The 19,061-nt window shown below is 61.7% G+C and carries 10 protein-coding genes and 4 pseudogenes; 9 read left to right on the forward strand and 5 right to left on the reverse strand.

From position 1 onward, the window contains the following. Positions 1-131: 131 nt before the first annotated feature. Positions 132-2,393 (reverse strand): methyl-accepting chemotaxis protein, encoded by a 2,262-nt coding sequence (locus NDY25_RS22090; RefSeq protein WP_168957630.1) that lies wholly within the window; start codon positions 2,391-2,393, stop codon positions 132-134. A gap of 279 nt (positions 2,394-2,672) precedes the next feature. Beyond that, complete coding sequence (locus NDY25_RS22095; protein ID WP_168957631.1) at positions 2,673-3,542, reverse strand: NmrA/HSCARG family protein; 870 nt, start codon at positions 3,540-3,542, stop codon at positions 2,673-2,675. 142 nt (positions 3,543-3,684) lie between these two features. Here NDY25_RS22095 and NDY25_RS22100 point away from each other — a divergent pair, with 142 nt between their 5' ends. The 4 genes and pseudogenes from NDY25_RS22100 to NDY25_RS22115 all read left to right on the forward strand — a co-directional run. After that, entirely contained in the window at positions 3,685-4,560 is an 876-nt protein-coding gene (locus NDY25_RS22100) for a LysR family transcriptional regulator (RefSeq protein WP_168957632.1), read from the forward strand. 268 nt (positions 4,561-4,828) lie between these two features. Beyond that, positions 4,829-6,186 (forward strand): annotated as a pseudogene (locus NDY25_RS22105) (alpha/beta fold hydrolase). Next, positions 6,183-7,232: pseudogene (locus tag NDY25_RS22110) on the forward strand (FAD-dependent oxidoreductase); the annotation flags it as partial. The pseudogenes NDY25_RS22105 and NDY25_RS22110, both read left to right, overlap by 4 nt. A 245-nt stretch (positions 7,233-7,477) precedes the next feature. Then, positions 7,478-7,723: pseudogene (locus NDY25_RS22115) on the forward strand (integrase core domain-containing protein); the annotation flags it as partial. A gap of 181 nt (positions 7,724-7,904) precedes the next feature. Here the strand turns inward: NDY25_RS22115 and NDY25_RS22120 are convergent. From NDY25_RS22120 to NDY25_RS22130, 3 genes are all read right to left on the reverse strand, one after another. Further along, on the reverse strand, positions 7,905-8,450 hold the full coding sequence (locus tag NDY25_RS22120) for a hypothetical protein (protein ID WP_218973958.1): 546 nt from the start codon (positions 8,448-8,450) through the stop codon (positions 7,905-7,907). Between the two features lie 700 nt (positions 8,451-9,150). Beyond that, positions 9,151-9,393 carry a hypothetical protein gene (locus NDY25_RS22125; RefSeq protein ID WP_256627683.1) on the reverse strand — a complete coding sequence of 81 codons (243 nt, stop codon included), beginning with the start codon at positions 9,391-9,393 and terminating at the stop codon, positions 9,151-9,153. 660 nt (positions 9,394-10,053) lie between these two features. Continuing rightward, positions 10,054-11,109: a DNA-binding protein gene (locus NDY25_RS22130; RefSeq protein WP_168957634.1), complete on the reverse strand. Its 1,056-nt coding sequence runs from the start codon at positions 11,107-11,109 to the stop codon at positions 10,054-10,056. Positions 11,110-11,379: 270 nt separating this feature from the next. On the opposite strand from NDY25_RS22130, the gene NDY25_RS22135 reads away from it, so the two are divergent. The 5 genes and pseudogenes from NDY25_RS22135 (at position 11,380) to NDY25_RS22155 (ending at position 18,953) form a co-directional block, all read left to right on the forward strand. Beyond that, the gene (locus NDY25_RS22135; protein ID WP_168957635.1) at positions 11,380-12,960 is read left to right on the forward strand and encodes an ATP-dependent nuclease; all 1,581 of its coding nucleotides are present in this window, start codon (positions 11,380-11,382) and stop codon (positions 12,958-12,960) included. Further along, entirely contained in the window at positions 12,938-14,035 is a 1,098-nt protein-coding gene (locus tag NDY25_RS22140) for a UvrD-helicase domain-containing protein (RefSeq protein WP_256627684.1), read from the forward strand. The genes NDY25_RS22135 and NDY25_RS22140 overlap by 23 nt, the downstream gene beginning before the upstream one ends. 217 nt (positions 14,036-14,252) lie before the next feature. Beyond that, positions 14,253-14,666: a MerR family transcriptional regulator gene (locus NDY25_RS22145; protein ID WP_076035667.1), complete on the forward strand. Its 414-nt coding sequence runs from the start codon at positions 14,253-14,255 to the stop codon at positions 14,664-14,666. Beyond that, on the forward strand, positions 14,663-15,937 hold the full coding sequence (locus tag NDY25_RS22150; protein ID WP_256627685.1) for a site-specific integrase: 1,275 nt from the start codon (positions 14,663-14,665) through the stop codon (positions 15,935-15,937). Before NDY25_RS22145 ends, NDY25_RS22150 begins: the two co-directional genes overlap by 4 nt. A gap of 23 nt (positions 15,938-15,960) precedes the next feature. Continuing rightward, positions 15,961-18,953 (forward strand): annotated as a pseudogene (locus tag NDY25_RS22155) (Tn3 family transposase). Positions 18,954-19,061: the final 108 nt, after the last annotated feature.

Consider the following 19,061-nt stretch of genomic DNA (forward strand, 5'->3'; position numbering starts at 1 on the left):
CGAGTTAAGGCATCGTGCATACGCGCGTATGCGCCGTAGCGGATCGCCTCAACGTGTTGGCCATCTGCAGATTCGATCACCTCTCAAACGCAAACGGCCCGGACAAGCCGGGCCGCTTGCGACGCGCAAGATCAGAACTCCTGCCAGTCGCTTGCATCGTGCGAGGCGCCTGCGGCCACCGCCCGCTTCGGTGCAGCCGCCGGGCGTACCGGGCTTTTGGCAGCGGCAACAGTTCGTCCAGCAATCACACTGAGCTTTGCAGCAACCGGCGTTGTCGAACGCGGGGTGCGCGTGCTGTCGTCGCTGATCTTGAACACGGACACTGCCTGCGTCAGCTGCACAGCCTGTTCTTCCATCGAGCGTGCAGCGGCGGTGGCTTCTTCCACCAATGCTGCGTTTTGCTGGGTGGTTTCGTCCATCTGCGTCACAGTGGTGTTGACTTGTTCGATACCGGCCGACTGTTCCTGCGATGCCGCAGAAATCTCGCCCATGATGTCGGTCACGCGCTGCACGCTGGCAACGATCTCCGCCATCGTGGAGCCCGCCGTATGCACCAGCGTCGAGCCTTCGGCAACCCGCTCGACCGAATCGTCGATCAGACTCTTGATCTCCTTCGCCGCAGCAGTGGAACGCTGGGCGAGGGTGCGCACTTCCGACGCCACCACCGCAAAGCCGCGGCCTTGTTCGCCGGCACGTGCGGCTTCCACCGCCGCGTTCAACGCGAGGATGTTGGTCTGGAACGAGATACCGTCGATGACCGAGATGATGTCGGCAATCTTCTTGGACGAGGCCTCGATACCAGACATGGTGCCCACGACCTTGCTCACGATCTCGCCACCCTGTGACGCGACGCTTGCCGCACCGATCGCCAACTGGTTGGCTTGACGGGCGTGCTCGGCATTCTGGCGCACGGTGGAGGTCAGTTCTTCCATCGAAGCGGCGGTTTCTTCCAAGTTGGCCGCTTGTTGCTCGGTACGCTGCGACAGATCCTGATTGCCGGCGGCGATTTCGCTGGCGGCCGAGTTGATCGAGATCGCCGAATGCTGGATACGCCCCACGATTTCGGCAAGTTGCGCAGCAGTGGCATTGGCGTCGTCGCGCATCTGCGCAAACACGCCCTTGAACTCGCCACTCATCCGCGCGGTGAGGTCGCCTGCGGCAATGGATTGCAGCAGCGACGACAGCGATTGCAGGTTGCCATCGGCCGTTGCCATGAGCTGGTTGAGGCTATCGACCATCACATGGAAATCGTATTGGAAACGATCGGCATCGCCGCGTGCGGTGAAGTCGCCATTGGCTGCAGATTGTGCCAGCTGTTTGATCTCGTGATTCATTGCAGACAGGTTGGCCTTCACCTCGTCCATGGTCTGCGTCAGCACCGCCTTCTCGCCGGGCAGGCGGTCCATGCTTTCGCTGAGGTCGCCGATGGCGTAACGCCCCATGATGCGCGCCAGGTTTGTCTGCACGGCCAGATGCGAGGCCACCAGCGTATTGGTGTCCTTGGCCATGCGGCCGTAGTCGCCAGGAAACGCGGTGGCATCGATACGGAAACTGACCTGGCCATCATCGTGGCGCTTGGCCATGTCGCTCTGTGCAGTGAGCAAGGATTGCAGCTGCGTCTGCATGCCACGCATGGCACGCAGCAGGCGGCCGGTTTCATCCTTGGCGTCGCTTTCCACGTTATTGTCCAGCTGCCCGTTGGCAATTGCCTCAGCAGCCTGCGTTGCACGTGCGAGCGGCTGGGTCAGGCTGCGGGTGATGAGCCAGGCGAGCAGGCTGCTGATCACCACCACGGCTACACCACCGGAGATGATCAATAGCTTGCCGCGATTCATCGACGCCACTGCGTCGGCATAGGCTTGCTGGCTCTGACCTTCCTGACGCGTCACCAGCTCGCGGATTTTGTCCTGCCATGCAATCGTCGCCGGGCGCGCTTTTTCGCTGAGCAACGCCTGCGCCGGCGTATTGTCGTTTTTAGCCGCGAGCGCCATGACCTGGTCGTTGATTTTTCCCGAGATGGCGCGTCGCGCATCCATCTCTGCGCGAATCTTGCGGCCTTCCTCGGAGCTGGGCAATGTGTCCAGCTTGGCCCGCAACTCGTTGTAACGCTGACGTTGCGCCTTGATGGTAGAGAGCGCTTCGTTGTTGAGTTCATCGCTGGTGGCCATGGCGTACGTGCCCAGCGCGATCAGGATCGATGAATTGGCATCCAGCATGCGGTTGCCGATCTGGATCTTGGCCATACGATCGAGCACGATGAAATCGAACTGTTGTCGTGCGTTGGCCATGGTGATCAAGCCCGTCGCCACCAGCAGGCTCGACAATAGGATCAAAATTCCAAAAGCGACGCCGAGACGGCGACCGACGTTATAGCGTTGCAAATAGGCAGTCATGCGAATCGTCCTGATGTCCAGTAAGTGGCACCGGCTAGCAGGCCGCGTGATGTTCGCGTGAGTGCCTCGGCAACGTGATAACGACGCGAAAATCGGAAACTTGAACCGCGCGCTCCAGGCTGCATTTAGCTTGCATTTTCGTTCACGTACGTCAGGAAAAACCGAATGGCAGCGCAGTGATTATGTGCGTGAGACTGCTGATGCCACTGATCCGTTCGCTTTCAGCAGATGCTTGTACGCAACAAGCGGGGTTTCCCACGCTTGTTGCGTCGCGTGCGATCAAGCCCGCGCCGTCGCCTCGCGCACGAAGTCTTCATAGGTGCGCAGCGGGCGCTCCAATATGGCCTGCAGTTTTTCCACCGTGCCGTCGGCTGCCTGCATACCGAATGTCTGGATACCGGCCATCATCAGGCGCATGTCGTAGGCCAGCCAGGATGGGCCGTACGCCGCCATCTGCGCTTCGAACGCGGCCACGTCGTCGCCCGCGTAAGCGATCTCGCGCCCAAGTGCTGCACTCCAGACCTTCGCAACCGAGCTGCCTGTGACGGCATGTGGGCCAACCAGGTCGAGCGTGACACGCTCGAGCGCGGCAGCTGCACGGTCGCGTCGCAGCAACTCGACAACCGCGATGTCTGCGATATCGCGCGCATCGATCATGGCAACACCTGCGGAGCCGATCGGCATCGGGTAGACACCGTAGTCCTGAATCGTCTGCTGGATCATCGCTTCGTTCTGCATGAAGTACGCAGGACGCAGAATCGTTGCAGGAATATCCAGGCTTTCGATCATGCGCTCAACCGTGTGCTTGCCGGTGAAGTGGGGCACGTTGGTGAACTTGTCGGCATGGATGACCGACAGGTACACGATGCGCTCGATGCCTGCCTCCTGCGCCAGATTCAATGCGATCAGCGCCTGTGTCACTTCGTCGGGAGTGACCGCATTCAACAGGAACAGCGTGCGCGCCGACGACAACGCGGCACGCATCGATGCAACATCGGTGAGGTCTGCGACAACTTCAGTCACACCCGCCGGGAAAACGCGCTTGCCGGGTTGGCGAACCAATGCCTTGACCGCTGCGCCTGCATCGGCAAGGCCCTGGGTGATGAGAGAACCGATGGTGCCGGTGGCACCGGTGACGAGAATGCCCATGTGAATCTCCTGCTATGGATGGAAGGGGCATCAGTGCGACATCGCTGCCACGACTGACGTTGCGGTGACCAGACGATAGGCCGTTGCATCGCCAATACGAAGACGCCAAGATGTGGACGCCTGGTTTCAAATCTGGAACACCATGGATCTGAATGCATTGATCGATTTCGCGCTGGTCGCAGCGAATCAGGGCCTGGGAAAGGCGAGCCGTGCCAGCGGCCGGTCGAAGGCGACCTTGTCGCGGCGCATCGCCGATCTCGAGGAACAGCTGGGGGTGCGATTGGTCGAGCGCAGCGCCCGTGGGCTCAGGCTCACCGAAGCCGGGCAGCTGCTGATGGACCGCACCGAAGTGCCGTTGAGCGAGGTGGCCGAGGCCATGGCCGCCGCACGCGAAGGGCTCTCGACACCGCGCGGACGCTTGCGGGTGGCATCTCCGGTGCTGTTCTCGCAATTGGCGATGGGACGGATTGGCGCGGAGTTCTGTGCGGCCTATCCGGAGATCATGCTCGAGGTGGTTGCAGAAGACCGCACGGTCGACCTGGTGGAAGAGCAGTTCGATGTGGCCATCCGCATCAACCCAAGCCCGGACAGCAGCCTAGTCGGGCGGTGTTTTGCCAAGGATCGGCTGGTGGTCGTGGCTGCGCCCGGCATCGCCATGCCCACCAGCGGCGCGCTCACATCAGTTCCCGCTGTGGTGATGTCGAGCTTCCAGCCGACCACATGGAATCTCGATGACGGGCGCCTGGTCCTGGAACCCATTCCACGGCTGCGGTTTTCCTCCTTCCTGATGGTTCGCGACGCAGCGATTGCAGGCGGTGGCGTGGCGCTGCTTCCGCAGTCGATCGCATGGAACCAACTCGCGCGCGGCGAACTGGTGCAGTGGGGCACGATCGCGGGCATAGAGCCGGCGCTGTGGGTGTTGCACACCTCCAGGCGTCTGGCCGCACCCAAGGTGCGCGCCTTCGTGGACTTCATGTGCGACAGATACCCGGATGTGTCGCTGGTGTTGAAGGGGTAGGCCGCTGCGTCCCGCTTGTGCGGGCCAGGCTGCGTAGCGGCCAGCGCACCACGGTGTCATAAGTTCGGTAGAGCCGCCTCGCGCTCTCGGATGTTTATCGGGGTGCGGCAAGTCCTCCATTGCGCAGCCGAGACTACGACATGGGCGAGTACAACGCGCTGGCCTTGATCCGGCTCGGCGCGTCCGGATCACAAGATGTCGGACTCATCTGCACGATGCGTGGACGACGCGCCGGTCATCATGCGCGCCTGGTGGATAGAGGTGTTACATGGCGAAGCCGACGCTGTTCTTCCTGCACGCCCTCGGGTCCAGCAGTAACGAGTGGCCTGGTGTGATCCAGCGATTGGAGGCGCGCTTCGATTGTGTGGCGCTCGATATTCCAGGCTTCGGAGAGGCGCCGCCGCTGCAGCATGTCGACACCGCCGCACTGGTTGCCTGGTTCGTCGACGAGGTGATTCGGCGGCAACCGACGTGCTGGCTTGCGATCGGACACAGCATGGGCGGAAAGATCGCCACTCTGGCAACAGCGCAGGCGCGCGATGGCATGGCCGGGCTTGCCGGCCTGGCAGGCGTGATCCTGGTCGCGGCGTCGCCGTCGGCGCCAGAGCCGATGGATGAGTCACGCCGACAGACAATGTTGGCTTGGTTCGAAAAGGGCCATCCCACCCGGCAAGAGGCCGAGCAGTTCATCGACGATAACTGTGCGGCGAGGTTGCCTGCACCTTTGAGGGACGCGGCTGTAAACGACTGCTGCGAACCAGTGCAAAAGCGTGGATCGCCTGGCTTGCGCACGCCAGTCGTGAGGACTACAGCGCGCAAGCAGGCTACATGCATGTGCCGGCGTTGATCATCGCCGGCAGTGAAGATGGCGACCTCGGCGAAGCCGCGCAGACTGCGCTGAACGCGCCGCATTATCACGATGCGCGTGTCGCCGTCGTGGCCGATGCCGCGCACTTGATTCCGTATGAACAACCGCAGCACCTCGCGCAGCTGATCGCAGCGCATGTGGATCGCAGCGTGGACAAATGCCTGCCCGATGACTTCGTCAGGTTGCTCAATGCAGACAGGGTCGCCCCGCGCATGCGCAAGCTCTTGCTCAGCCGGCATGCGGGCCCGCCCGCGACTGCGCAAGGTGTGCTGAGCCAACATCAACTGGAACTACTCACCGCAGTCGTTGCGCGTGTATTGGATGGGGCCAGCGATGCGCGCGAGATTGCACGGCGGATGGATATCCAGCTTGCCGAAGGCGCGGGCGATGGTTGGCGCCATGCCGCGTTGCCATTCGATCGGCTTGCAGTGCCGCTGGGGCTCGACACGCTCGACGCGCTGAGCAATGGCTTCGTTGGCTTGCCTGCCGAGATCCAGGACCACTGGCTGCGCGAGGTGTCGCGCTCGACGGCTGGCGATTCCTCGGCACACGGGCTGGATGCAGCGCAGCTGGCGCACTGGTTCGAAGACGTCCGCGCCGAAGCCGCGCGGATCTGGATCAGCCTTCCCGCCACGATGGCGGCATTGGGATACGACGGCTTCGCGGTTGGCGGTGCCGGTATCGACAGCGCGGGCTATCAACAGACTGCAGCCGATCAACAGGAAGCCTGGCAGCTTCCTGCCAAGGGCCTTCGATGAGCCCTGGCATCCACGACGCTGCAGTCGATGTGGTGGTGATAGGAAGCGGGGCAGGCGGCGGCCCATTGGCTGCACGGCTCGCGCAGCGAGGTCTCTCGGTGGTGGTGCTTGAGGCGGGTGCGGCCTTCAGCCCTGCGTCCCATCTACCCGATGAGCTGACCACCGGCATCTACTGGATGGAGGAGCGCCTGAGCGGCGGGCAGACGCCCACCGCATTTGGCGCCAACAATTCCGGTTCGGGATTGGGCGGTTCGACCCTGCATTGGGGCGCCTTCTGCCCGCGTCCGGACAAGCGCGATCTGAGCCTGTCGACGCACACCGGGCAGCGCGGCATGGACTGGCCGATCGCGCATGAAGAGCTGCTGTCCTATATCCGCCGCGTCGAGGAGTTCGTCGGCGTGTCCGGGCCGGCGCACTATCCGTGGGACCCCGAGCGCAGCTACGCCTATCCGCCGGCGCAGCGCAATGCATCGGCCAACGCGATGGAGCGCGGTTGCCGCACGCTGGGCATCACCGCTACCGATGCGCCTGCCGCATTGGTGACCAGGGCGCATCAGCAGCCGCACCACGGCATGCGCGCGGCCTGCAACAACTGCGGCGCCTGTCATCAAGGCTGCAGCAACGGTGCCAAGGTGAGTGTCGATACCACCAGGCTGCCGCTGGCGCGTGCGCACGGTGCCCAATTGCGACCCGGTTGTCGGGTCATCGATATCGAGCGCGACGCCCGTGGCACGGTCAGCGCGGTGGTCTATCGACAGGATGGACGCGAACTGCGCCAGCGTTGCACAAGCTTGTTCCTGTGCGCAGGCGGCGTGGAAACACCGCGCTTGCTGCTCAACCTGGGGCTGGCCAACTCCAGCGGCCAGGTGGGGCGCAATTTCATGGCGCATGTGGCCACCCAGGTGTGGGGGGAGTTCGATGCGGATATGCGCATGAACCGTGGCTACCCCTCGTCGCTGATCACCGAGGACATGCTGCGTCCGCCCAATGCCGATTTCATCGGCGGCTATCTAGTGCAAAGCCTGGGCGTGCAGCCGATCACCCTGAGGTTCGGCAGGGAATCATTACGTGCGGGGCCGAAATCTCTCTAAACTATTGAATCTAAAGGTCGATCTTTCCGTTTCGGTGTCGGACTCCCCTGGCGACTGGTGACACGACTGTTGGGTTTAACCCGAGTAAGGGTTCGGCCGACATACGTGCAAAAGTGGCTCACAAGATTGGATTTCGTCCATTTCATCAGTGGGTTAGCGGATTTTTGGGGGGCATTTTTGCACGTATGTCGGCTGAACCCCGTATTGCCATCAGCATGGACGGCAAGGGCTGCTGGCGCGACAACGTATTCATCGAGCGGCTGTGGAAGTCGGTCAAATACGAGGAGGTCTACCTGCGCGCCTACTACAGCGTCAGCCACGCGAAGGCATCGATCGGCCGTTACCTGAGCTTCTATAACCAGCGCAGGCCACACACCGCGCTTGATCGGCTGACCCCCGATCAGGTCTACTTCAACCAGATGCTGTCCTTGCCCAAGGCAGCTTGAACCCGCAGGCGATCCACTTATCCAGCACGGCTACGCTGTTTAAATGAATGGAGCCACCTCTCTGCACCTCTCCAGCAAGACGCCCTGATGGCTGCCGTGCGCACTCAATTGCTGGACCAGAAGCGCTGCATGAACCGTCCAACTTCTGGGGGTCATTTCAATCCCGGGCGGTTCACTACCGTTATTCTTCAGACCGAGAATAGTTGTTAAGATGAACATCGGTATGACCGCTTGAAAGCGCTGTTGCGTAGTAATCCTCAAATGATCGGTATGCTGGCACGATTCCGCCGCCGTAGTCGTATGCGGCGTACCACATCAACGGATTTCCGTAGCCTAGTGATTCGATGACAGGTTGAGCCTCTGTAAAATATTTGACCATGTCTTCGATAGTTCCATACTCTACTCTTTCGGCGTTATAAGCCGCTCGCCGCTGACCTATTCGCCCCTGCTGGAAACCGGATCTGATCTCCGCAATTTCATTGGCCCGGCTCAGGTTGGAGAGTTCAACCAATAATATATTGAGAGATTGATAGTGGCTCCCTTGAACGTTGCTGGCTGTTGTCTCTGTCAAGGCAATAGTCCGAGTTCCCGGTCGTGTTGCGGCATGCCCAAAGGACTGGCCGATCTCACTGTCTGGCACGATCCTTATCGTGACACCACCTTCGCCTGCAACTGCGTTCATTCTTTTCCTGAACGTGCTTGATGCCTTGTAAATTTCTCCTGCCATCGTCAGCAAATGGTCGATGCGCGGATCTTCGTGAGGATTTCTTACTTGCGCAATAACATTGCGCCAGCTGGCTCCGTGAACGTTTGAGTTCCGTTGCAACGAAGATCTACGCTGCAGGCCATCTAGTGCTCCACTTGATGCCTGATTCTCACCTCGAGCACGCGTCGGAGTAGAAGCATTGGACGTATTTTCACTTGAGGCAGGTGAATTTGACGGTCTGCCTTGTGTTGATATGCAAATGCCCATTGCCTATTTCACCTAACTTTTAATTATACTACACTCGATGTTAGCTAAGAACTTTCACGGATTCCTGCCACACCTCTCGTACGTCATGCTTTCCGGAGACCGGGTAGCTTTGTGCCACGGGTGTCTCTATGGATGATCTCAAGTTGGATATCAGAGGTGTTGGCCAACAGGTCATCCAGGATGTAGATGCCCTTATGTACGCTGACCCAGCATCGAGGATGCAAGAGATCACATATTTCGTTTTGCGTACTGTTGCTCATACCAACCCAAATGACCAGTAGCCAACGAATTTGCCACTGCCTCGTCCTCCGACCGGGTGCTAGGCTCGATGTGTCCTTGGGCTGTAACCATGCAATGCCATGCGTAGGGGTTGTCGAGACCAACCCGACGCAGCGTTTCGTGCGCTTCCATATAATAAGCCTGAACGTTGCGGGTGGAATTGTATTCAACTCTTTCAATGCTTTCCGCGAGTTCGCGGGGAAAGCTGGGCGATGGCTGCATTGCGCTCGCATTCTTTGAATGCGAGGTCTAGCGAAGCGTTGCTCAATTCAAAGGCAAGAACGCCCATTGCAGTGGTGGGGTCGCGCGCCATCATCTCTCCCAACACCACCTCCCTCTGTTGCGGATTGAAGTGCGCTGTGGCTACTTCGGGATCAATGCGAATCCCTACCATGCCTTCCTTCTGGATAGTCGCCATGGTCTGACGGAACGTTGGAGAATCCGCGAATATCAGGAAAAGATGCGTGATAGCCTGCGCTAGCCGCGGGTCCCTTCCCGTCGTGCTGCAAGGTGGTGGTGGTGAGGTTCGCCCACTCTTGCGCCCGCTTTTGGAGTGCTTGATGGTGCGAAGAAGCTGTGCCAGTGGGATAAGGGTTCCAGGCGGGAGGAGCCCACATATCGGCAGGAGCGATCGGATACTCGCCGGTCGATACGCCCTGCCACTCATGGGCTGAGTCATGCAAGTTGCCCTGGTATTCTGACCAACCGCTAAAACCTTCCTGGCCGGACCATCCTGCCCCTTGCCGACTGGGTGAGCCCTGCGGTTCAGGAGAAGCCGCGCGACGCGGCGGGGAAGGCAAAGCGTCGCGCAGTGCATTGGTCGAGGAGGAAGACGAGTCCCTGCGCGATGGCGACGACGACTCGGATGGCGTGGCCTGCTCTGTAGTACGGGTTGTATAACGCGCAGGTGACCCTGCCACGCTCGGCTTTGAATTGCATAGACCCATGTCGATCTCCTGCAGTGACTGTAGAAGCAAGTTTGGCGGGGAGCGCTCCGCTTCGCTTCGCCTCACCGAAGGCATGGTTGGGACGGCGAAGCATTGACGCGGGGATTCCCGAGCCTTCGCCAAGCGGCTGATCATCTGCCTGCCGGCATTGCACCGGCTGAGATGGCGTTTTCGGGTTCGCCAACGGAGTGCACTGGCCGCAGCCGCGCCAGGAGTTGTTCCAACGTGCTCAGGCGCACCGTGGCCCGCAAGGTGTCCGCCTCGGCGTGTTCCCGGCGCTGGCGCTCTTCGACCAGCTCGGCCCGCGCCGCAGCCAGTTCGGCGCGCACGCATTCCAGCGCTTGGACATCTTGGGTCCAGCGCACCTGCAGGGCTTGGTGCTCGGCGGCCGTCAGGCGCAGCGCGTCGCGCTCGCGTTGCTGGGCATCGGTCCGCTGGCGTGCCTGCGCCAGTTCCCGCTCCAGGCGGGTATGGCGTTCCAGCCACTGGCCATTGTCGCGGTTGAGCTGCATCAGATCGTGGTTCTTGGCGGTCAAGGCCTCGTTGGCCCGCCGCAGGGCGACCTGCAACTCCTGCACTTGATGCGCGTGCCGGCGCTGCTCCTGCTCGCGCTGGTCTCGGACGGAGGTCCGGTAGTGCTCAAGGGCTTCCCTGGCATGCTCGTGCTTCTGCTCCAGCGACTGGGCATGACGTTCGTGCTCCGCCAATCGCGCCGTGAGGCCTGCGATCCGCTCAGCCAGTTGGGCCAGTTCGGTGGTGCGGCTGGCCACCTCGCCCCTGGCGGCGTCGCCCGCCTCGCGTTCGGCCTGCAGTGCTATCTCTGTGCGTTGCAGTTGCGTCCTGAGTGAGTCAGCCTCGTGACAGGCCTGCTCCAGCGCTTGGGTGCGCTCCTGCAACTGCGCCTGGAAACGCGCCTGCGCCTGCGCCACGACCGTGTCGGCCTCGGCGTGCAACCGCTCGGCCAGGCGGCTGACCAGATCCTGCAGCGCGTCGCCGATGGCGACCTTGGCGCCGGGGCGCTGCCCGTCCTCGTCGTCCAACTCCCTCAGATAACGGTGGATGGTGGTCTTGGACCCCGTGTTGCCGAGCGCCACCCGGACCGCGTCCACGGACGGATGCGTGCCCGTTGCGCGCAGGCTATCGCGGGCGCGTTGCACATCGCTTTTGTACAACCCGGACCTTGCCATCCGTTACTCCACGTATTTCGTAACGTATTACATACCACGTATTTGCGTACTACTCAACGTGTTAGACGGACCAGCTGCGGGCCGTGATCTCACGCGGGATAATCTGGAATTATCCCGCGTGAGACGGATTCTGCGCCTTTCCAGCCGTCCAAACAGTACGAAACCGCCCAAAGCCGACGATCGCTGGGTAGTATGGCCCAGAGCGGAAAGGACGCCAGTCGGGTATGGGCAGGTCCGCCGCCGAGCTCGTTGGCCATCAAAGGACTGTGCATGCCGATCGAACGCATCGTCATCGACAACTTCAAGTCGTTTCGCCATCTGGACCTTCCCCTCAACGCCCACATGAACTTGGTGGTGGGCGACAACGAGGTTGGCAAGTCCACCCTGCTGGAGGCCCTCCACGCGGTGGTCACCGGCCAGCTGCATGGGCGCAATCTCGCCTACGAGCTCACGCCTTACCTGTTCCATCAGCCGACGGTGCAGGAGTATTCGGCGGCGCTTGCAGCAGGCACGCCAGCCTCGCCGCCACGGATCTCTATCGAAGCGTACCTGGGAGGCGACGCCGCGCTGGCGTCGCTGCGAGGCACCAACAACTCGCTGCGTCTGGCTACCGCCGGCATCCGGCTGCTGGTCGAGCTCAACGACGACTACCGCGAGGAGTTCAACGCCTACCTGCAACAGCACCAGGGCGCGGCCAGCCTGCCGGTGGAGTACTACACGGTGCGCTGGTATTCCTTCGCCAACAATGGCGTCACCGCCCGCAGTATTCCGTTCGACTCGACCATCATCGACACGCACGGCATCAAGACCTTGTCCGGTGCTGATCGCTATATCGCCGGCATCATCGAGCAGGCATTGACGCCTGCGCAACGTGTCTCGCTGTCGCTGAGCTTCCGCCGCATGCGGCAGAGTTTTTCCGAAGAAGCGGACGTGGCGGCAATCAATGCGTACCTCACCGAGCACACCGGGGACATCAGCCACCGGGCGCTGACGGTGGGTGTGGACACATCGCCGCGCTCAACGTGGGAAACCAGCTTGTCACCTTACCTGGATGAGCTCCCGTTCACCCAGGCCGGCAAGGGCGAGCAAAGCGCGGTGAAGATGAAGCTGGCGATGCACGCGGCCGGCGCGGCCGACGTGCTTCTGATCGAGGAGCCGGAGAACCATCTGTCCTATTCCAGCATGACCCAGCTGATCGACAAGATTGCGGCCCTCTCCACCGCACAGCAGGTAATCATCGCCACCCATAGCAGCTTTGTGTTGAACAAGCTGGGCGTGGACAACGTCATCCTGTTCAGTGCGCAGGGCCAGATGAAGCTGGACCAGCTGCCGAGCGATACGCACGACTATTTCATGAAGCTGCCTGGTCACGACACGCTGCGGCTGATACTGGCCAAACAGGCGATCCTGGTGGAAGGGCCATCTGATGAGCTGATTGTGCAGCGTGCTTACAGCGACCACCACGGTGTGGCGCCGATGGCCCATGGCGTGGACATCATCTCGGTAAAATCGCTGGCATTCAAACGCTTCTTGCAGATTGCGGATCGGCTGAAAATTCAGGCCAAGGTGATCACCGACAACGATGGCGACATCGCCGTTGTGCAGGAACGCTATGCCGAGCAGCTCACCGCGATCTACTACGATTCCGACGAAAGTGCACCATCGCTGGAAGAGCAGCTGATCAAAGCCAATTCGCTGGCTGAGCTCAACACCGTGCTGGGCAAGACCTTCGCCGATGAGGTGGCGTTGCTCAAGTACATGAAAGGTCACAAGACCGATACGGCCCTGGCGATCTTCAACAGCCGGCACTCGATCAGGTTCCCGGACTATGTCCAGCGTGCCATCACCTAACCGGGTCCTGCTCTCAGCGGCCGGCTCGGGCAAGACCACGTTGCTGGTTCGGCAGGCCTTGGAGCGGCCTGGGCGCCGCATCGCGATTGTTACCTACACGCTGGAGAACCTTGAAGAGATCCGGCGCTCGTTTGAGGTTCACGCGGGCGCGGTCCCCGCGCATGTCACCTTGCACAGCTGGTATGGCTTTCTGCTGCGCGAGTGCATTCGTCCGTACCAAGCTGCGCTTTGCCCTGAGCCTCGCATCGAGACGATCCTGTTCGTAGAAGGTTTAACCAACAACCGGGCCCCACGCACCCAGGTCGCGCGACACTATCTGGCGGGTAACCGGATGTACTCCGATCGGGCGGCAGACTTCGCTGTGCGCTGCGATGAGCTGACCCAAGGTCAGGTCATGGCACGTTTGGCGGCCATGTATGACGAGCTCTACATCGACGAGGTCCAGGACCTGGCTGGCTACGATCTGGACCTGGTCGAGCGGCTGTTGAAGAGCCATATCGCCGTCACGTTGGTGGGTGATACGCGGCAGGCGACGTATGCCACCAACTATGCGCAAAGGCACAGCCAGTATCGTGGACCCAATCTGGCAGCGTTGTTCCAAATCTGGGAGTCGGACGGCTTATGCCAACTCGATCACCGCCTCATCAGCCTTCGCTGCGTCCAGGCCCTGTGCGATATGGCGGACACGCTCTATCCGCAGATGCCGCGAACCCAATCAGGCAATGGCGAGGTCACCGGGCACGATGGCATCTACCTCGTCGCTCCCGGCGACGTTGCTGCGTACATGCAAGAGTTTGCCCCCACAGTGCTCCGGCATGACCGGCGGCATGCCTGCGACGGACTTCCTGCGGTGAACTTCGGGCAGTGCAAGGGCCGCACCTACGGTCGGGTCCTCATCTTTCCGAACGGGCCGTTGACGCAGTACCTACGCACGGCAGATGCGGCGCGCATCACCGCGCCACCGAAGTACTACGTGGCCTTCACTCGGGCGCGGCAAAGCGTGGCGTTCGTGTATGCCGGTGCGTGCGTGTTGCCAGGTCATCAGCTCTATGCGCCGGCCAGCGCGGGCGCATAAAACCGCAGTCAGCGACCACTACTTCTTAAAGTTGCCGCGGTGGGTGGTTGTGGCACCGGGTACGGATCGTTCAAGCACAGCATGACCTGATCCATGCCGAATTGGTCGGCCAGCATCCCGGCGATCTCCAGTCGCGGGGAGCCGAGTCAGGGGCGCTGGCGTGGTAGAGTCCGGGAGGGTAAAGTCCGTAGCTCTTACGGAGTTCTGCGCACTACGCATGAAAATCAGTGAGGCCGCCGACGCCAGTGGATGCCACCTGGAGACGATCCGCTATTACGAGCGGATCGGCCTGCTGCCGCGCCCGGGGCGCTCGGGCAATGGCTACCGGGTCTATGGCCCGGCCGACATCGAGCGGCTGCGCTTCATTGCGCGCGGCCGGGACCTGGGCTTCAGCCTGGAGGAGGTCCGCAGCCTGCTGCAGCTGGCCGGCGATGAGGAGCTTTCGTGCGGGGACGTGGATCGGCTGGCACGCAGCCATCTGACCGACGTGCGGGCGCGCATGGCCGACCTGCAGCGCATGGCCAGCGAGCTGGAACGGGTGATTGCCAGTTGCCATGGCGGGCAGCGGGCGGAATGCACGATCCTGTCGACGCTGCGCCAGACGACCTCGGTGGAGGCCACGCGCCAGTGACCGAACTGGACCGCTACCTCGATGCGGCCACGCGTCAGAACACGGTGCGCAGCTATGCGTCGGCGCTGCGGCACTTCGAGGTTGAATGGCAAGGCCACCTCCCAGCGACACCTGACAGCGTAGCCCGGTACCTGGCCGCTTATGCGCAGACCCTGGCCTCCAGCACCCTTCGCCACCGGCTAGCCGCCATTGCCTCCTGGCACCGCGACCACGGTTTTGTCGACCCGACTCGGTCGCCGCTGGTGCGCAAGGTGCTCAAAGGCATCCAGACCCTGCACCCGGGCCAGGTCAAGCAAGCCGCGCCGCTCCAGATTCGGCGGCTCGTCGAGCTCGATGACTGGTTGGCTGCAGCGATCGCTGCGGCACATGCCCGGGGCGACGGAGCGGCGGCGCTGCGCCATCAACGCGACCGAGCGCTGGTGCTGCTCGGATTCTGGCGGGGCTTCCGCGGCGATGAACTGCTGCGTCTGGACGTGGCCCATCTCACGCTGGTGCCGGGACAGGGGATGACCTGTTTCCTGCCGCGCAGCAAGGGCGATCGCCAGGCCGCCGGCGTCACCTACAAGGTGCCGGCGTTGTCGCGGTTGTGCCCGGTGGAGGCGACCCAGGTGTGGCTGCAGGCGGCCGACCTGCAAGAAGGGCCGGTATTTCGGGCGGTCAGCCAATGGGGCCAGGTGAGCGCCGAAGGCCTGCATCCGAACAGCTTGGTGCGCCTGCTGCGCGAGTTGCTGACCAGTGCCGGCTTTGCCGATGCGGGGCTCCACAGCAGCCATTCGTTGCGCCGCGGCTTTGCCAGCTGGGCCAACGACCAAGGCTGGGACATGAAGGCCTTGATGGAGTACGTGGGTTGGCGCGATGTGCAGTCGGCCATGCGTTACCTGGACGGGCGTGACCCGTTTGCCCGGGACCGCATTGAAGCAAGCCTGCCCAGTCCAACCGCGCCGGTACCGGCGATGGCACTGCCGGCGCCCGAGGGCAAATCGGCCCTGCAGCTGCGCCTGCGCATGGTGCTGACCCCGTTTGCCCGCACGGGCCGCGGCGCGGCCAAGGCCCGAGGCCGGATCGAAGAGATCTGCTTGGCCCCGTTCCAGGCTGTGCGCCTGAACACCGCCAGCAGCGAGTACCAGTTGACTGTTCCCACCGCCGATCCCGACCGGGATCTGGATGAAATCCTGGCCACGTTGCTTGATGACATGCACCGCATGGCCGATACGCACCAGTGTTTCCTGGAAGCGTCTCTCAATACAGACGACGGCCGGCACTGGGATTGATCCCCTCCTAACCTCCGGATCCAATGGCTACCCTTCACGAGACCGCCTACCCGCGACTGAAGCCTGATCCCACCGCCAAGGAACTGGAGGAGATCTATACCCCCACCGCCGCTGAGATTGCATTCGCCAAGCAGCTGACCACCCAGCCGGGACCGCAGCTGGCGGTACTGATTCATCTCAAGCTCTTCCAGCGCCTGGGTTACTTCACGGTGTTGGCCGAAGTGCCCGAGCGGATCCGGAAGCACATCGCCAAGGCCGCCCGACTCGGGCGCGTATTGGACACTGACCAGCTCGAACGTTACGACGCTTCCGGTAGCCAGCGCCGGCATATGCCGCAGCTTCGGCAGTTCATTGGGGTACGTCCCCTAGACAAATCAGGCTTGGCCTGGCTGGACACGGTGGCAACCGGAGCAGCCCAGACCAAGCACACCATCCCGGACATCGTGAACGTCCTGCTCGAAGAGCTGGTGCACCACCGCTACGAACTACCAGGCTTCGCACCTTGGAACTGGCCGCCATCGGTGCCCGCGAGCGGGTCAACCTGGGCTACTACCGCAGTATCAGCCACGCGCTGACGGCTGCCACCCGCACGCTCATTGACGAACTGCTGCGCGCACCGGAAGGGTCCAGGTTCACCGGCTGGCAATCGCTCAAGCGCGAGCCCGGCCGGCCCACCAACAAGGAAGTTCGCTTCTATCTGCAGCACATCCGCATGCTGCAGCAGCTGGCCGACCAGCTGCCTCCCATCGATGTGCCGGTCCCCAAGCTCAAGCAATTCCGTGCAATGGCTCGGGCCTATGACGCAAGCGAACTGGCCGAATTGGCTGAGGACAAGCGCTATGCGCTGGCCACCATCTTCATTCGCGCCCAGCACGCCAAGACGCTGGATGATGCAGCCGAGTTGTTCATCAAGCAGGTGCGCGGGCTGGAGAACACGGCCCAGCAGAAGCTGCTGGCCTACCAGCTCGAACATGCCAAGCGGGCCGACTTCCTCATCGGCCAGCTCAAGGAGATCCTGCAGGCCTATCAGTTCGACGGCAGCGATAGTCAGCGCGTGGATGCCATCGACAACAGCCTGGAAGCGGAAGTGTCGACCTTGCTGGCCGAATGCGAAGAACATATGGCCTACGCCGGGAAGAACTACCTGCCTTTCATGCTGCAACCCTACGGCGCGGTCAGGCCGCTGCTGTTCAATGGGCTGGAGCTGATGAACCTGCGGGCGACCAGCCACGATGCCGGCATGGAGCCGCTGATCGCAGCGGTGCTCTCGCTGCGCAACCAGCGCCGTGAGCTGATCGAGGTCGCCTCCCTCGGGTTGGACCCGGAAAAGGACTTTGACTGGATGTCCAAGCTCTGGCGTCAGCACGTGTTCGGCAAGCGGGCAAGTGCAGCAGGCGCCGGCTGGATGCACCGTAAGTACTTCGAGCTGGCCGTGCTGGTGCAGGTCAAGGACGAACTGAAGTCCGGCGATCTCTTCATTCCCAGCAGCGAGCGCTTTGACGATTACCGCGAGCAGCTCGTCGATGAGGCCACCTTGGCCCAGGAGCTGGAAGCCTATGGCCAGGTGTCAGGCCTGCCCACCGACGCCGAGTCTTTCGTGGCGGGATTACGTGCACAATTGACCTCCCTGGCCGACGAGGTCGACGCGCGTTTCCCGGAGAACGTGCATGCGGACATCCTGGATGGGCGCCTGGTGCTGCGGAAGGGGCAGCGCGCCGAAGTCTCCAGCGCGATCGCTACCGTGGATCGCCTCATCGCCGAACGGCTTCCAGAATTCAGCATCGTCGATGTCCTGATCGATGCCAGCCAATGGCTGGATCTGCACCGTTTTTTCCGCCCGATCGCGGGTACCGAGAGCCAAGTCGAAGATCTGCCCCGACGTGTGATCACCACGCTATTTTGCTATGGCTGCAACTTGGGGCCGACGCAGACGGCGCGGTCGATCAAGGGCTTCAGCCGGCGACAGGTCGCTTGGCTCAACCTCAAATACGTGACCGAGGATGTGCTTGAGAAGGCCATCGTAGAGGTCATCAATACCTATAACAAATTCGACCTGCCGGGCTATTGGGGCAGCGGGAAGAGCGCCTCAGCAGATGGCACCAAATGGAGCGTTTACGAGGACAACCTGCTGTCGGAGTACCACATCCGTTACGGCGGCTATGGCGGCATCGGCTACTACCACGTGTCTGACAAATACGTGGCGCTGTTCAGCCACTTCATTCCCTGTGGCGTGCACGAGGGCATCTACATCCTCGACGGCCTGTTGGCCAACACTTCCGACATCCAGCCTGAGATCGTCCATGGGGACACGCAGGCCCAAAGCTATCCGGTCTTCGGCTTGGCCCACATGCTGGGTATCCAGCTGATGCCCAGGATCCGAAACATCAAGGATCTGACGTTCTTCCGACCCGAACCGGGCAGGGCCTATAAGAACATCCAGGCGCTCTTCGGGGACAGCATCGACTGGCAGCTGATCGCCACCCATCTTCACGACATGCTGCGTGTGGTGATCTCCATCCGACTGGGCAAGATCACCGCGTCCTCGATCCTGCGCCGGCTTGGCACCTACAGCCGGAAGAACAAGCTGTACTTTGCTTTTCGGGAGCTGGGCAAGGCTGTTAGAACACTGTTCTTGCTGCGCTACATTGATGACAACGAGATTCGCAAAACGATTCATGCCGCGACCAACAAGAGCGAGGAGTACAACGGCTTCGTGAAATGGGTCTTCTTTGGCAGCCAAGGGATCATTGCTGAGAACGTCCAACACGAGCAGCGCAAGATCATCAAGTACAGCCAGCTGGTGGCCAACATGATCATCCTCCACAACGTGGAGGGTATGAGCCGGACGTTGGCTGAGATGCGGAAGGAGGGGGTCGAACTGACGCCCGAGATCCTGGCCGGTCTGTCGCCTTATCGGACCAGTCACATCAATCGCTTTGGCGATTACCACCTGGATCTTGAAAGGGAAGTGGCGCCCTTGAGCTACACGGCCAAGGTCCTCGAACACGCCCCATAGACGGGGAGATCCGCCCAGGCGATGATGCAATCAGCCTGCATTTCAGTCGCTTAGGCGGCTTCTGGCCCTAGAGGTAATGATTCCCTGCCGACCCTCTACAGGAGACAG

Source organism: Xanthomonas hortorum pv. pelargonii (genome assembly GCF_024499015.1).
GTDB classification, from domain to species: domain Bacteria; phylum Pseudomonadota; class Gammaproteobacteria; order Xanthomonadales; family Xanthomonadaceae; genus Xanthomonas; species Xanthomonas hortorum_B.

What these genes read in the sequence shown, in the direction of transcription:
- NDY25_RS22090 (WP_168957630.1), bottom strand. Translation starts at nt 2,393, where the DNA reads ATGACTGCCTATTTGCAACGCTATAACGTCGGTCGCCGTCTCGGCGTC.
- NDY25_RS22140 (WP_256627684.1), top strand. Translation starts at nt 12,938, where the DNA reads ATGTCCAGCGTGCCATCACCTAACCGGGTCCTGCTCTCAGCGGCCGGC.
- NDY25_RS22145 (WP_076035667.1), top strand. Translation starts at nt 14,253, where the DNA reads ATGAAAATCAGTGAGGCCGCCGACGCCAGTGGATGCCACCTGGAGACG.
- NDY25_RS22125 (WP_256627683.1), bottom strand. Translation starts at nt 9,393, where the DNA reads ATGGCGACTATCCAGAAGGAAGGCATGGTAGGGATTCGCATTGATCCC.
- NDY25_RS22100 (WP_168957632.1), top strand. Translation starts at nt 3,685, where the DNA reads ATGGATCTGAATGCATTGATCGATTTCGCGCTGGTCGCAGCGAATCAG.
- NDY25_RS22095 (WP_168957631.1), bottom strand. Translation starts at nt 3,542, where the DNA reads ATGGGCATTCTCGTCACCGGTGCCACCGGCACCATCGGTTCTCTCATC.
- NDY25_RS22135 (WP_168957635.1), top strand. Translation starts at nt 11,380, where the DNA reads ATGCCGATCGAACGCATCGTCATCGACAACTTCAAGTCGTTTCGCCAT.
- NDY25_RS22120 (WP_218973958.1), bottom strand. Translation starts at nt 8,450, where the DNA reads ATGGCAGGAGAAATTTACAAGGCATCAAGCACGTTCAGGAAAAGAATG.
- NDY25_RS22130 (WP_168957634.1), bottom strand. Translation starts at nt 11,109, where the DNA reads ATGGCAAGGTCCGGGTTGTACAAAAGCGATGTGCAACGCGCCCGCGAT.